This window comes from Afipia sp. Root123D2 (genome assembly GCF_001425835.1).
Lineage (GTDB): Bacteria > Pseudomonadota > Alphaproteobacteria > Rhizobiales > Xanthobacteraceae > Afipia.
The window spans coordinates 946,238-959,661 of the sequence record NZ_LMDP01000002.1 but is presented as its reverse complement, the minus strand read 5'-3'; the positions used below and the strand labels follow the sequence as shown (position 1 = coordinate 959,661).

General features: G+C 64.3%; 10 protein-coding genes. 7 read left to right on the top strand and 3 right to left on the bottom strand.

Going from position 1 to position 13,424, the window contains the following annotated elements:
* The first annotated feature begins 100 nt into the window (after positions 1-100).
* The 5 genes from ASC80_RS13695 to ASC80_RS13675 all read left to right on the top strand — a co-directional run bounded on the left by ASC80_RS13695 (position 101) and on the right by ASC80_RS13675 (position 6,077).
* Positions 101-1,342 carry an FAD-binding protein gene (locus ASC80_RS13695; protein WP_056297932.1) on the top strand — a complete coding sequence of 414 codons (1,242 nt, stop codon included), beginning with the start codon at positions 101-103 and terminating at the stop codon, positions 1,340-1,342.
* Positions 1,339-2,664: a glycolate oxidase subunit GlcF gene (glcF, locus tag ASC80_RS13690; protein WP_056297931.1), complete on the top strand. Its 1,326-nt coding sequence runs from the start codon at positions 1,339-1,341 to the stop codon at positions 2,662-2,664. Before ASC80_RS13695 ends, glcF begins: the two co-directional genes overlap by 4 nt.
* An 83-nt stretch (positions 2,665-2,747) precedes the next feature.
* On the top strand, positions 2,748-3,173 hold the full coding sequence (locus ASC80_RS13685; protein ID WP_056297928.1) for a hypothetical protein: 426 nt from the start codon (positions 2,748-2,750) through the stop codon (positions 3,171-3,173).
* A gap of 481 nt (positions 3,174-3,654) precedes the next feature.
* A complete protein-coding gene (locus ASC80_RS13680; protein ID WP_082512619.1) occupies positions 3,655-4,641 on the top strand; it encodes a TorF family putative porin in 987 nt (328 codons plus the stop codon).
* Between the two features lie 113 nt (positions 4,642-4,754).
* The gene (locus ASC80_RS13675) at positions 4,755-6,077 is read left to right on the top strand and encodes a chloride channel protein (RefSeq protein ID WP_082512573.1); all 1,323 of its coding nucleotides are present in this window, start codon (positions 4,755-4,757) and stop codon (positions 6,075-6,077) included.
* A 6-nt stretch (positions 6,078-6,083) separates the two neighbouring features.
* On the opposite strand, the gene ASC80_RS13670 is transcribed toward ASC80_RS13675, so the two are convergent.
* Positions 6,084-7,826: an ABC transporter ATP-binding protein/permease gene (locus ASC80_RS13670; RefSeq protein ID WP_056297925.1), complete on the bottom strand. Its 1,743-nt coding sequence runs from the start codon at positions 7,824-7,826 to the stop codon at positions 6,084-6,086.
* A gap of 294 nt (positions 7,827-8,120) precedes the next feature.
* On the opposite strand from ASC80_RS13670, the gene ASC80_RS13665 reads away from it, so the two are divergent.
* A complete protein-coding gene (locus tag ASC80_RS13665) occupies positions 8,121-9,791 on the top strand; it encodes an L-lactate permease (RefSeq protein ID WP_056297922.1) in 1,671 nt (556 codons plus the stop codon).
* A 168-nt stretch (positions 9,792-9,959) separates the two neighbouring features.
* Positions 9,960-10,364: an META domain-containing protein gene (locus tag ASC80_RS13660; protein ID WP_056297920.1), complete on the top strand. Its 405-nt coding sequence runs from the start codon at positions 9,960-9,962 to the stop codon at positions 10,362-10,364.
* A gap of 78 nt (positions 10,365-10,442) precedes the next feature.
* Here the strand turns inward: ASC80_RS13660 and ASC80_RS13655 are convergent, their stop codons facing one another.
* Both ASC80_RS13655 and ASC80_RS13650 read right to left on the bottom strand, forming a co-directional pair.
* Positions 10,443-11,987: a phytoene desaturase family protein gene (locus ASC80_RS13655; protein WP_056297915.1), complete on the bottom strand. Its 1,545-nt coding sequence runs from the start codon at positions 11,985-11,987 to the stop codon at positions 10,443-10,445.
* Between the two features lie 44 nt (positions 11,988-12,031).
* Complete coding sequence (locus ASC80_RS13650; RefSeq protein ID WP_056298957.1) at positions 12,032-13,216, bottom strand: hypothetical protein; 1,185 nt, start codon at positions 13,214-13,216, stop codon at positions 12,032-12,034.
* Between the last annotated feature and the right edge of the window lie 208 nt (positions 13,217-13,424).

Here is a 13,424-nt window from a genome sequence, read left to right as displayed (position 1 = left end):
CCCCGGCAATCCATCGCACCGGAAATGTTTCTTTTTATGGATGCGCGGGTCGAGCCCGCGCATGACGGGCAGAAGATGCTCGTGAGAAAAGGCAATCGACGTGGATACCCTGAAAGTACGTGACGCAAAGGATGTCGAGCTGGCGGTGCGCGATGCCATCGCCGCCGAACAGCCGCTCGGGATTATCGGCCATGGCAGCAAGCGCGCCATCGGTCAGGTCACCGCGACCAACGCGGTGCTCGATCTGTCAGCGCTCAACGGCGTGACGTCGTATGAGCCGAACGAACTGATCATCACCGTGCAGGCCGGTGCGCCGCTGGCAGACGTGCTGTCGCTGATCGATTCCAAGAACCAGGAATTCGCCTTCGATCCGATGAACACATCGGTGCTGCTCGGCACGCAGGCTCTGGCCGGGACCATCGGCGGCATGATCAGCGCCGGGCTCGCGGGACCGCGGCGGATCAAGGCGGGCGGCGCGCGCGATCATCTGCTGGGTGCGACCGCAGTGTCGGGCTTCGGCGATACGTTCGTCGCCGGCGGCAAGGTGGTGAAGAACGTCACCGGCTACGATATCTGCAAGCTGCTGGCGGGGTCGTGGGGCACGCTGTCGGTGATGACCGAGGTGACGCTCAAGGTGATGCCGAAGGCGGAAAGCGAGATCACGCTGGTGCTGCGCGGTCTCGACGATGTCACCGCCAACCGCGCCATGAGCGCGGCGCTCGGCTCGCCGTTCGATGTTTCCGGCGCGGCGCATCTGCCGGGGACAGCGCTGCGCGGCGCGAACGGCCCGCTGGCGCTACTTGCAGGCCCGGACCAGAGCGTGACGCTGCTGCGGCTGGAAAGCATCAAGGTCTCGGTTGCCGAGCGCGCCAGATCGCTGGCCACGTTGCTTGCGCAATACGGCAAGGCGGAGACGGTCGAGGATGCGGCCTCGGCGGCGCTGTGGGCCGCGATCCGCGACGTCACGCCGTTCGCGGCGGCGGGTTCACGCGGCAGCCTGCCGGTGTGGCGGATCGTCTGTCCGCCGGCGTCGGGCGGCGCGTTCGGCGAACGGCTGGCGCGCGAGACCGGCGGCGAGGTTGTGTATGACTGGGGCGGCGGGCTGATCTGGGCCGCGTTGCCCGAGGCGCCCGATGCCCATGCCGGTTCGCTGCGCGCGGGGCTGAAGGCGATCGGTGGCCACGCCATGCTGCTGCGCGCGCCGGAAACCGTACGCAGCGCGATCGACGTGTTCCACCCGCAGGCGCCCGGTGTGGCGGCGCTCAGCCAGCGCGTCAAACACAGCTTCGATCCTCGCAACATCCTCAATCGCGGTCGCATGACCAGAGACAGCCAGCCATGAAGACCGAATTCTCCCTCGCCCAGCTTGCCGATCCGGACATCAAGGAGGCGGACAAGATCCTGCGCGCCTGCGTGCATTGCGGATTCTGCACCGCGACCTGTCCGACCTACGTGCTGCTCGGCGACGAACTCGATAGCCCGCGCGGCCGCATCTACCTGATCAAGGACATGCTGGAGAACGACCGCAAGCCGACGCAGGAGGTGGTCAAGCACATCGACCGCTGCCTGTCGTGCCTTGCCTGCATGACCACGTGCCCCTCGGGGGTGAACTACATGCACCTCGTCGATCAGGCGCGGGTGCGGGTCGAGCAGCAGTATACGCGGCCGCTGACCGAGCGGGCGCTGCGGGCGATTCTCGCTTACGTGCTTCCGCGCCCCGGCCTGTTCCGGGTCAGCATGATCGCGGCGCGGCTGGCCAAGCCGTTGGCCGGCCTGCTGCCGTCATCTCCGGCCGGCAATGTGTCGCCGACGGTGTTCGACCGGCTGCGGGCGATGTTGGCGCTGGCGCCGATCAAGCTGCCCGAGCCCGGGCCGGCCGGCGGCACGGTGTTTCCGGCGCAGGGTGCGAAGAGAGGGCGCATCGCGCTGTTGCAGGGCTGCGCCCAGCAGGTTCTGTCGCCTGGAATCAATCAGGCCGCGATCAGGTTCCTGACTCGGCACGGCATCGAGGTCGCGCTGGTCGCCGATGAACAATGCTGCGGTTCACTGACGCACCACATGGGGCATGACGACGATGCGCTGGCGCGGGCGCGCGCCAACATCGATGTGTGGTGCGCCGAGGCCGACCGGAACGGTCTCGATGCCATCCTCATCACCACGTCGGGATGCGGCACCACCATCAAGGATTACGGTTATCTGCTGCGCGAGGACGCAGCCTATGCCGCAAAGGCCGCGCGCATTTCGGCGCTTGCCAAGGATGTCACCGAGTATGTTGCCGGCATGGATATCGCGTGGCCAAAGCGCAGCGACGGTCCTGTTGTCGCCTATCACTCCGCATGTTCGCTGCAACATGGGCAGAAAATCACACAGCTTCCGAAAGAATTGCTTTCCAAGAGTGGATTCGTGGTGAAAGATGTGCCGGAGAGTCATTTGTGTTGCGGTTCGGCTGGCACGTACAACATTCTCCAGCCCGATATCGCGAGGCGATTGCGCGAACGCAAGATCGCCAACATCGCTTCGGTGGAGCCGGACATCATTTCAGCCGGCAACATCGGATGCATGGTGCAGATCGGCTCTGTGAAAAACTCCGCAGGGGCGCAGGTGCCGGTCGTGCACACCATTGAATTGCTTGACTGGGCAACAGGCGGTCCCCGGCCGGAATAAGGTGCGTCGATGGAAAGCCTCCGGATCCGGAGTGCTTGAACGCCGGATGGGACATCCGGACCGGCGGAAACAGGAGGATGGCAATGGCTAAAGCGAAAAAGAAGAAGGCTAAGAAGGTCAAAAAGGTAGCGGCCGCGAGAAAGACGGCCAAGAAGTCGGCAAAGAAATCCGCGAAGAAGGCGGCGAAGAAGTCTGCCAAGAAGGCTGCGAAGAAGAGCGCGAAGAAATCTGCCAAGAAATCCGCGAAGAAGTCTTCAAAGAAATCCGCCAAGAAGTCGGCGAAGAAGTCCGCGAAAAAGTCGGCCAGGAAGGCTGCAAAGAGCCCTGCGAAGAAGGCTGCCAGGAAATCCGCGCCGCGCAAGCGCGCCGCCAAGCCAGCCCCGGCGCCAATGGCCGAGCCTGCTTCCGAGCCAGCTCCGGCCCCGAGCTGGTCGACGCCTGCGCCGTCACCGGCTTCGTCGTCGAGCTGGGGGTCGTTCGGTAACGGTGACGACGACAGCAACCACTGAACCGGTCACCGCGTTCTCAGCGGTGAGCCTGACCGGATCGAAGGCCGCAACCTCCGCGTTGCGGCCTTTTTCGTTTGCCGCGCCGCCCCCGATGCACCGGCCTGACATGCCGCATCGTTGCCTTATCCGCCCCGCCCGATCTGCATCGAGGCTTGATCGTTCCGGCGAAGTTGCGATGCGCGATCGTGTCGGCCGGCTGTGAGGGCATCGCCCGAATCGTACTGCGCACGCCCGCCGTGAGGCCGTTGCGGGAGGCGCAAAAGATTGTTGTGCGAATGTCACACCACTGCGGAAGTCGATGTGACGATACCTCGCCGGGGGCTTGAACGCCTAAAAAGGCGGCATTTGCTCGGGTTTTTTGCTTTCGGTTTATCGCATCCCCTCGCAGATTGGCTTCACCGGAATATCAATCGCAGCCGATGAGCCGTTGTCATCAGACCTCGATCATCCGGCTGGACCACAAACGATGATGGGGATCGTCATGAAGAAAGTCAGTCTGTCAGTCGCGGCGCTGGTCGCGATGGGGGTGGGCACCGCCTCCGCCGCCGACCTCGGCAAGGTCTACACCAAGGCTCCGCCGGTCGCTTATGTCTCACCGTGGGATGTCGCCTTCGGCGCCGGCATCATGAACGACTACGTTTTCCGTGGCATCACCCAGTCGAACCACAAGCCGGCGGTGACTGCGTATTTCGAACCGCGCTACAACATCAACAAGGACCTGCAGCTCTACGTCGGTTCAGCGTTCTCGAGCATCTCCTTCGCCAACCGGGCCTCGGCTGAAGTCGACATCTACGGCGGTATCCGCCCGACCTTCGGTGCGCTGTCGTTCGACTTCGGCGCCTGGGGCTATCTCTATCCGGGCGGCCAGTGCGTCGATACGGTCGTTGGCGGCGGTGGCGTCTGCCCCGTCGACGTCAACACGATCGTGCTGCCGAACGGCAACGTCATGAAGAAGGACGTCAGCTTCTACGAAGTCTACGGCAAGGTCGCCTACGCATTCACCGACAGCTTCACCGCAGGCGGCAGCGTGTTCTACTCGCCGAACTTCCTGAACACCGGCGCCGACGGCACCTATGCGGCGATCACCGCCAAGCTGACCGCGCCGAGCGGCTGGCTGCCGAACGGCATCGGCAGCTACGTCTCGGGTGAGTTCGGCCATCAGTGGCTCGGCACCTCGGATGCGTTCTACGGTCTGGCCCCGCTGTTCCCGAACGGCATTCCCTATGCCGACTACAACACCTGGAACATCGGCGTCGGCTTCACCTACAATGTGTTCACGCTCGATCTGCGCTACTCGGGAACCGATCTCGACAAGGGCGCCTGCAACGCCTTCACCAGCGACTTCACCGCTTCGGGCACCGGCTTCCCGGCCGGCGGCATCAATGGCGGCGCTCCGTCGAAGTGGTGCGGCGACACGTTCATCGCCAAGCTGTCTGCCGACCTGACCGCCGCCACCAACCTCAAGTAAGCCTTCCCCCGGGAAGACCGAACTGGGCGGCAGATGCCTCTGCCGCCCTTTTCTTTTGTGATGTTTCGCGGCTAAGAGACGGGTATCGATCCGCACGCCGTTAGCCGACAGCCATGAAGCTCAATCGTTATGCCGCGCACATGGGAACCCGCTCCCGCATCGCGTTCAAGCGATGGACGCGACGGCTGATGTTCCTTGCGGGCGGCATTGTCGTCGGTCTCGCCGCGATTCTGATGGCCTATCTCGCCGATCATGCCCAGGCCGCGTTCGGCCGGCTGCTGGCTTATTCTCCTTATCTGGCGCTGCTGGTGACGCCGCTGGGCTTCGGGTTCGCCACGTTTCTGGCGACGACGGTGTTTCCCAATTCGCAGGGCAGCGGCATCCCGCAGGTGATCGCGGCGCTGCGGCTGCCGCCAGCCGCGAGCGCGCCGCTGGTGTCGTTACGGGTGGCGCTCGGCAAGATCGTGGTGATGGGGCTTGGCCTGCTGTTCGGCGCGTCGACCGGCCGCGAGGGCCCGACGGTCCAGGTCGGCGGTGCGATCATGTACGGCATCGGGCAATGGGCGCCATTCCGGCAGCCGGGCTTCCTGGTCGCGGGCGCGGCCGCCGGTGTCGCCGCCGCCTTCAATACGCCGCTTGCCGGCATCGTGTTCGGCATCGAGGAACTGAGCCGCTCGTTCGAGACGCGCACCAGCGGCCTGATCATCGGCGCAGTGATCGCCGCGGGCCTGACCTCGCTCGCCATCCTCGGCAACTACAATTATTTCGGCCAGACCGCGGCCGAACTGCCGCTCGGCAAGGCATGGATCGTTGTGCCGGTTTGCGCGATGATCTGCGGCATCGCGGGCGGGCTGTTCAGCCGCATTCTGGTGTTGTTCGCACGTGGCGTGCCGGGAACCACTGGTGCTGCGATCAAGCGTCGGCCGGTGATTTTCGCCGTCATCTGCGGCCTCGGCGTCGCGCTGTGCGGCGTGCTTTCAGGCATCCATGTCTATGGCACCGGCTACGATCAGGCCCGCGCCATCCTTCATGCGACCGAGGCTGGCGACTACGGCTTCGGCCCGCTGAAATTCATCGCCACGGTGCTGTCGGCGATTTCAGGCCTGCCGGGCGGCATCTTCTCGCCGTCGCTGGCGATCGGCGCCGGGATCGCGTCCGATCTCAGTTACTTTTTCCCGCATTCGCCGCTCGGCGCGCTGGTGCTGATCGGCATGGTCTCGTACCTGACCGGCGTGGTGCAGGCCCCGATCACGGCCTTTGTCATCACGTCCGAGATGACCAACGATCAGGCCATGGTGATTCCGTTGATGGCGGCGGCGCTGATCGCCAACGCCGCATCGAAGACCGTCGCGCCCGAGGGCGTCTACCATGCGCTCGCAAAACAGTTCATGCGCGCGGCCGAACCGGTCGTCAGGACAGAGTCCGGTCCGGCCTGAGCATGGTCACTGTGTCTTCGCCGTCTCCGCGTCCGCGATCGTGAACTGCTCGCCGCTGCGCTTGAGCGCGATCTGGCGCTGGTGGAAAGCCGCGAGCGTGTTGCGGTGGCCGATCGATATCACGGTGGTGTCGGGGAGGCGCTCGGCGATCAGCTTGTAAAGGGCCGCTTCCGACGGCTCGTCGAGCGAGGCGGTGGCCTCGTCGAGGAACAAATATTGCGGCGCGTGGAGCAGGGCGCGGGCAACGCCAAGCCGCTGCTGTTCGCCGAGCGACAGCATCCTGTTCCAGTGCTCCTGCTCGTCGAGCCGCGTTGCCAGCGCCGGGATACCGACCGCCGTCAGCACCTCGGCGAGATGTTTGGCATCGTAGCTGCCTTCCTTCGCGGGATAGGTGATCGCGCCGCTGAGCGTGCCGACCGGGAAATACGGCCTCTGCGGCAGCATCATCAGCGAGGCGTTGGCCGGAATCGACACCGCGCCCTTGCCGAATGGCCAGATGCCCGCAATGGCGCGGAACAGCGTCGACTTGCCGGAGCCGGACGGGCCAGTGAGCAGGGTGCGTTCGCCGGCTTTCAGGCTGAAGTCGTTCGCGGCCACCAGCGGCTTTCCGTTCGGCAATTGCAACAGCAGGTCGCTCAGTTCGATCGCCTTGCCGGTGGCGGGCTTGATCGCGATGGTGCCGTTGTGTGTGGTCATCGCCGCGGCATGGGCGATCGAGGCCTCGAAGCCTTCGAGACGGGCGACGACCGCTCGCCATTCGGCGAGCGAGCGATAGGCGCTGACGAAGAACGACAACGCGCCCTGAACGCTCAGGAACGCCGATCCCGCCTGCATCATGCCGCCAAGCTGGGTCTTGTTGGCGAAGTAGGCGGGCGCGACCAGGATATACGGGAAGATCTGCGAGGCCTGCGCGTAGCTCGCGGTGAAGGCCGTGATCTTCTTGGTGCGGTTCATGATGTCGATCCAGTTGCCGACGACAAGGCTGAACTTGCTCATCAGCCGCTGGCGCTCCGCCGGTTCGCCATGGAGCAGCGCGATCTGCTCGGAGTTCTCGCGCACGCGCACAAGGTTGAAGCGGAAATCCGCTTCGTATTGCTGCTGCTTGAAGTCGAGATTGACGAGCGGCCAGCCGATCACATGTGTAAGCCAGGTGCCGAAGATCGCGTAGATCAGCGCGCTCCACACCAGATAGCCGGGGATCGCGAGTTCGGACCCGAACAGGTGCAGCGGCGCTGCTTCCGAAAGGCCCCACAGGATGACCACGAAGGAAACCAGCGTGACGACCGAGTTCAAAAGGCCGAGGGCGATGTTGAGGGTGCGATCGACGAACAGCTTGACGTCATCGGTGATGCGCTGGTCGGGGTTGTCGGCGGGATCGCCCTCGAGCTGCATCCGGTAGTGATTGGCGTCGTGCAGCCAGTCGCCGAGATAGCGCGCCGTCATCCAGTTGCGCCAGCGAATCTGAAGCCACTGGTTGAGATAGAGCTGGTAGACCGCGATCGCGATGAAGATCGTCACGATCACCGAGAAGTAGATGATCTCGTGAACGAAGTTGTCCCAGTTGCGCTCTTGCAGGGCGTTGTAGAACCGGTTGCGCCACTGATTGAGAAGGACGTCGATGGCGACCACCGCCAGCTCGATGGCGATCACGGAGGCCAAAAGGATACGTCCGGCCCATTTGTCGTCCGAGCGGAAATACGGAATGGCAATGCGCCAAACCGTCGCGAGCGTCGAGCGGATGCTATTCACAGATTTGATATCTCCGGGAAAAAGGCGGCAATACTTTGATAAATCACCATAAATTCATTTCAATCGTCTGACGCCGCGAGCAGGCCTTGCCTGCGTCATCTTGTCTCGACTCCCCAACCCACCCTACCATAGTGACGTCGGCGAGGGTCGGGGGGCCCTGAGTTCGCGGTTTTGTGACGAGTCGTGCATCCGCAGCACCTTCGTTCGCCGTTGGATCAGTCCTCCGCCACGCCTCAGCTCCTGACCCAGCCACGCTGGTCCGGCGGCATAACAATGGCGTGGGGAGAATCCACAATGTGGAATCAGGTTTATAATCCATTCAATAATGCGGTGTTGTCGACGATCGCGGCGGCAATTCCCGTGGTCACGCTGCTTGTCCTGATCGCCTCCAACAAGGTCAAGGTCCACATCGCCGCGATCATCGCGCTGGTTGTGGCCAATCTTGTGGCGATCTTCTTCTTCACGATGCCGGCCGGCATGTCGATCCGCGCGTCGCTGCTCGGTGTCGTTACCGGCTTCTTCCCGATCGGCTGGATCGTGCTCAACGTCATCTTCCTCTACCGGCTTACGGTGGAGAAGGGCGTGTTCGAAACGCTGCAGACCACGATCGGCGGCGTCACCGAGGACCGGCGCCTGCAGATCCTGCTGATCGCATTTTCGTTCGGCGCGTTCTTCGAGGGCGCGTCGGGCTTCGGCACCCCGGTCGCGGTGACCGGCGCAATCCTGATCGGCCTCGGCTTCTCGCCGCTCGCCGCCTCCGGCCTGTCGCTGATCGCCAACACCGCGCCGGTCGCTTACGGCGCGCTCGGCACCCCGATCGCCGGCCTGTCGAGCGTCACCGGCATCGACCCGTTCCTGCTCGGCGCGATGGTCGGCCGCCAGTTGCCGTTCTTCTCGCTGATCGTGCCGTTCTGGGTGGTGTGGGCCTTCGCCGGCTTCAAGGGCATGAAGGAAGTGTGGCCGGCGATCCTGGTCACCGGCGTCTCGTTCGCGGTGCCGCAGTTCCTGATCTCGAACTACGTCAATCCATGGATCGTCGATATCGGCGCGTCGCTGATCTCGATGGCAGCCCTGATCGGCTTCCTCAAGATCTGGCAGCCGAAGACGATCTGGCGCAACGCCACGCTCGGCGCACAGGATGAATCGGCTGCGACGATGCCGCCGCCCAAGATCAACACGGAAAAGCCGAGCCGGGCTCAGGTCTGGGCGTCGCTGACGCCGTGGATCATCGTTTGTATCGTGTTGCTGATCTGGGGCACCGACCACTTCAAGAACGTGGTCAATTCGTGGGCGACCTGGAAGTACGCGGTTCCGGATCTCGACAAGATGATCATGAAGGTTGCACCGATCGTGGCCAAACCGACGCCCGAAGGCGCGGTGTTCGCGTTCACCTGGCTGTCCTACACCGGTTCGGGCATGTTGATCGCCGCGATCATCTCGGGCTTCATCATGGGTTACACACCGGCGGGCCTGATCGCGACCTACGGGCGCACGATCAAGCTGTGCGCCTATTCGCTGATCACAATCTCGGCGATGCTGGCGATCGGCACGCTCACCCGTCTGTCGGGCATCGACGCCACGCTCGGTCTGGCCTTCGCCGCGACCGGCGTGCTGTACCCGTTCTTCGGCACCTTGCTCGGCTGGCTGGGCGTCGCCTTGACCGGATCGGACACCGCGTCGAACGTGCTGTTCGGTAATCTGCAGAAGATCACCTCTGAACAGCTCGGCCTGTCGCCGATCCTGATGAGTGCCGCGAACTCATCGGGCGGCGTCATGGGCAAGATGATCGACGCCCAGTCGATCGTGGTGGCCTCCACCGCGACCAACTGGTACGGCCATGAAGGCTCGATCCTGCGCTTCGTGTTCAAGCATTCGATCGCGCTGGCCTGTCTGGTCGGCGTGCTCGTGATGCTGCAGGCTTATGTCCATCCATTCACGGAGATGGTCATCGTCGCGCCGAAATAAGCGCGCATCCCGCACAACGAAATCCCTGCGGCGCAAGCCGCGGGGATTTTTTTATGGCGCGATTCTTTATGACACGATGGCGTGCGGCAAATTTGACCGCTGCCGCTCTGGCCATCGCCGCCGTCGGTGGCTAGAACGGCGGTGCCCTGGATAGCCAAAGGTTTGCCGATGACAGTCTCGCGATATGCCGCGCTCATTCTCGCCGTCATGTGCCCGGTGCTCGGAACCGCTTCGGCGCAGGCGGACAACGAGTTTCCGTTCGGCGTCGACATGATGCTCGAAACGCGGCCGCAGCCGGGCTCGAAACGGATTCCGTCACTGGAGATCGGCGATCAGGGTGAAGCCCGGCTCGATCTGTGGTGCAAGCGCGGCAGCGGTCAGTTCTCGGTCGCCAACGACACCGTGATTTTCGTGCCCGGCACGATGGCCGAGACGGCATGCACGCCCGACACGGCGCAGGCCGACGATGCGCTGGTCAATGCGCTCGCGCAGGCGACCAACTGGAAGCGGCAGGGCGACATCGTGTCGTTTATCGGCCCGACCACGCTGCGGTTTCGCGTCAATACGAACTGATTTCTTTTCTCCCTCTCCCCGCTTTCGGGAGAAGGGAAGGGGGACTGTCGCTCATGGAGAGACGGGCCAACGCGCGACTTACCCTTCGCCCAGGATCATGTCCGCGCATTGTCCGGCCGCCTGGATCACGCCGGTGTAGCCGCCGAAGCCGGCATAGGCCGACGACAGATAAAGCCCCGGGATCGGCGTTTGCGGCGACCGCGCGGGCGTATCCAGCAGCGAGCGCGGCGGCCGTGGCGCGAAGCCATAGACCGCGCCATGCGGCGCGCCGAGATATTGCCGCACCGACCACGCGGTGTTGAACGACGCGGCGACCACCGCGCCGGAAAGGCCCGGATAGTGCGTGTCGAGATAGGCAAGGATCGCATCCTGCCAGTGCGCGCGCTTCTCGCGATAGGCGTCCTGATCGAGGCCATCCCAGTTCGACAACTGATCCGGCGCGATAATCGACAGCACATAAGGCGGCGCCGGCACGCCGGACTCGATCGCCGCGAAATCGACGATCGCCAGCGGCGGCATCCTGTCCGCGGGCTCGCCCGCCATCAGTGCTGCCGCCTGTGCGTAGTCGTCGAGCGTTGTCATCCAGTCCGGCAGCAATTGTGTCGAGTAGCTGGTGACGCCGAATTCGCCGGGCGGCCTCGACAGCCCGAGCGTCAGCGCGAACAGCGAGATCGAAGGCGACAGGTCGCGATAGCGTGCGGTGAATTTGCTCGCAGCGTCATCCGGCAGCAATATCGCGATACTCTCCGGCGCGCCGTTGCAGATCACGCGCGTGGCCTCGACGTTCTGCGGATCGCTGCCGTCCTTCGCGGTGTGGGTGATCGTGAACGGCCCGCCGCCGGAGCCGGGCGCAATCGCCGTCACCAGCCGCCGCAACACGGCATCGCTTCCGGCCTTCTTGATCTCGCGGGCCAGCGCGCTCGACAGCCGCTGCGATCCGCTGTGGACGTAGCGCGCGCCGCTTTGCAGCAGGCTGCCCTGCGCCAGCGCGAAGAACACCCACCACAGCGTTTTCGGATCGCCGTGATAGTAGCAAAGATTGGCGGCGATCGCGGTTTTGACCGCTTCGTTGTCGCCGAAGGTGCGGTCGAGTTTTTGTGCCAGCGACAGGTTCCAGTCGCGGACCGCCGGCGCGAGCTTGAGCACCGCGCGCAGGCCCTCGAGCGGATTGCGGAACGCGCTGGCGCCGCGCGACAACGTGCTCATCGCCGTGGCGATACGCTCCATGTCGGTCAGCAGGCTTTCGATGCCGTCGCGGGCTTCGGGGAAGCGTTCAATCAGTGCGCGGCGAGCGCCGTCGAAATTGTCGGGCACGGCGAGGGGCGCACCGAGCGGGCCGCCGCGTACCTCATAGAGCGTGTCGCCGGGAATCCATTTGACCGCGTCGAGCACGCCGGCGCGTTTCAGCACATCGTGCTTGGGGTCACGCGGGTCGTGCGGATCGCTGGTCTCATGCAGCGAGCCTTCGACGAACAGGTCGCCGACCTTGTAGCTCGAGGCCGCGCCGCCGACCGAATTGCTCTTCTCGATCACCAGCACCTTGCGCCCGGCACGCGCGAGGATCGCACCGGCGGTGAGGCCGCCGAGACCGGCGCCGGCAATCACGATGTCATAATGCGCCATCCGCCGTCAGACTCCGTGACGTCGGCCGCGCCGGATGCGGGCTGCTATTTCCATGACGATTTGTCGGAGTCCCAGCGTTGCCCCTTGAGCGCTTCGGCCACTGACTGGATCACGCCGTTATCCTCGGTGAAGCTGCCCTCGTCGTCGCTGTTGTCGGGCTCGGTGAATTCGAGGCGCGAGCCGGTGGCGTCATCCTTGGTGGTGCTTGACGGCACCCAGAGCCAGACGATCAGGCGGTCGGATACGCCGGGCCGCTCGGGGCCGACCAGCACGGTCAGCTCCAGCGTTTCGGTGAAGCCGAGCGCCGGCGCCAGCGTGCTCGGGCGCGCCGCCGACAGCGTCAGTTCGCCGGTGGTGTCGTTCCATTTCGGCGGCAGCGCCTTGCCGCCTATCGCTTTCGCCACTGCGTCCGACAGCGCGGTCGCGAGCTTGTCCTTGTTCAGCACGGTGCCGTCGCGCCATTCGGCGGCGGGAATCCGGATCGCGCGCTCCATCTCGTAGGTGCCGGTGGCCCAGCCGGCGGCGACGACGCCGGGCGCGGTCTTGAGTTTTGCGATCAGCGCCGGTGCCCGCGCCGGATCGATGGTGAGGCGCAGCGTCTGTTCGCCGGTGCGCAGCACGGTGCAGTCGGTGGCGAGGCTGTCGAGCGAGATTCGCACCGGCTCGCTCTTCAGGCTTTTGACCAGATCGACGAAGGCGTCGCGCTTGACCTGCACGGCGACCGATTGCGGCGACACCTCGGTGAAGTTCGCGGGCGCTCCGACCAGATCGTCGTCGGCGGTCTGCGACTGCTCGAATTCGTTTTCGTCGGACTCGGAATTCTCGGTCGACGACACCAGCGAGGCCTTGCCGCCGACGGTGATCTTGCCGTCGAAGCTGACGGTGTCGCCCGACGGCTTGCGGGTGAGGCTGACGGTGACCGGCTGCTTGTCCTCAAGACTCGTTCCGGTGCCGGTGAATTTCTGACCGTCGGGTTTCAGTTCGACCACGAACCGGTCCTTGTGGTCGGAGGTCGGCGACACCGAATAGCAGGCGTCGAGCACGGCCGAGACGACCTTGCCGCCCTGGCGGGTTTCCTTGATGAAGGCGTCGACCGGCAGGTCGCCGAGGATATCGCCGAGCGAGGCGAAGTACCGCACGGTGGTGGTGCTCTTGGGAGCTTGCGCGTGCGCAAGGGACAGGCCGCCTGCGATTATCGCGGCGGTGAAACAGGCAGTCGGAAGGCGCATGGCAAGAATCCGGAGAGTGTCGGGGAATCGGATGCGATCAACGGCGGGCGGACCATAGGGCATGATCCCGATGCTGTCATGGCGGAGCATGGGGAAGCACCCGTTACATTTTTCGTCATGCCCGAGCTTGTCCCAGCCATGACGATGTGAGATCGAACCCAAGAAAAAAGCCGCCCGAAGGCGGCTTTTTGAAGATCGTGCGAGGGAA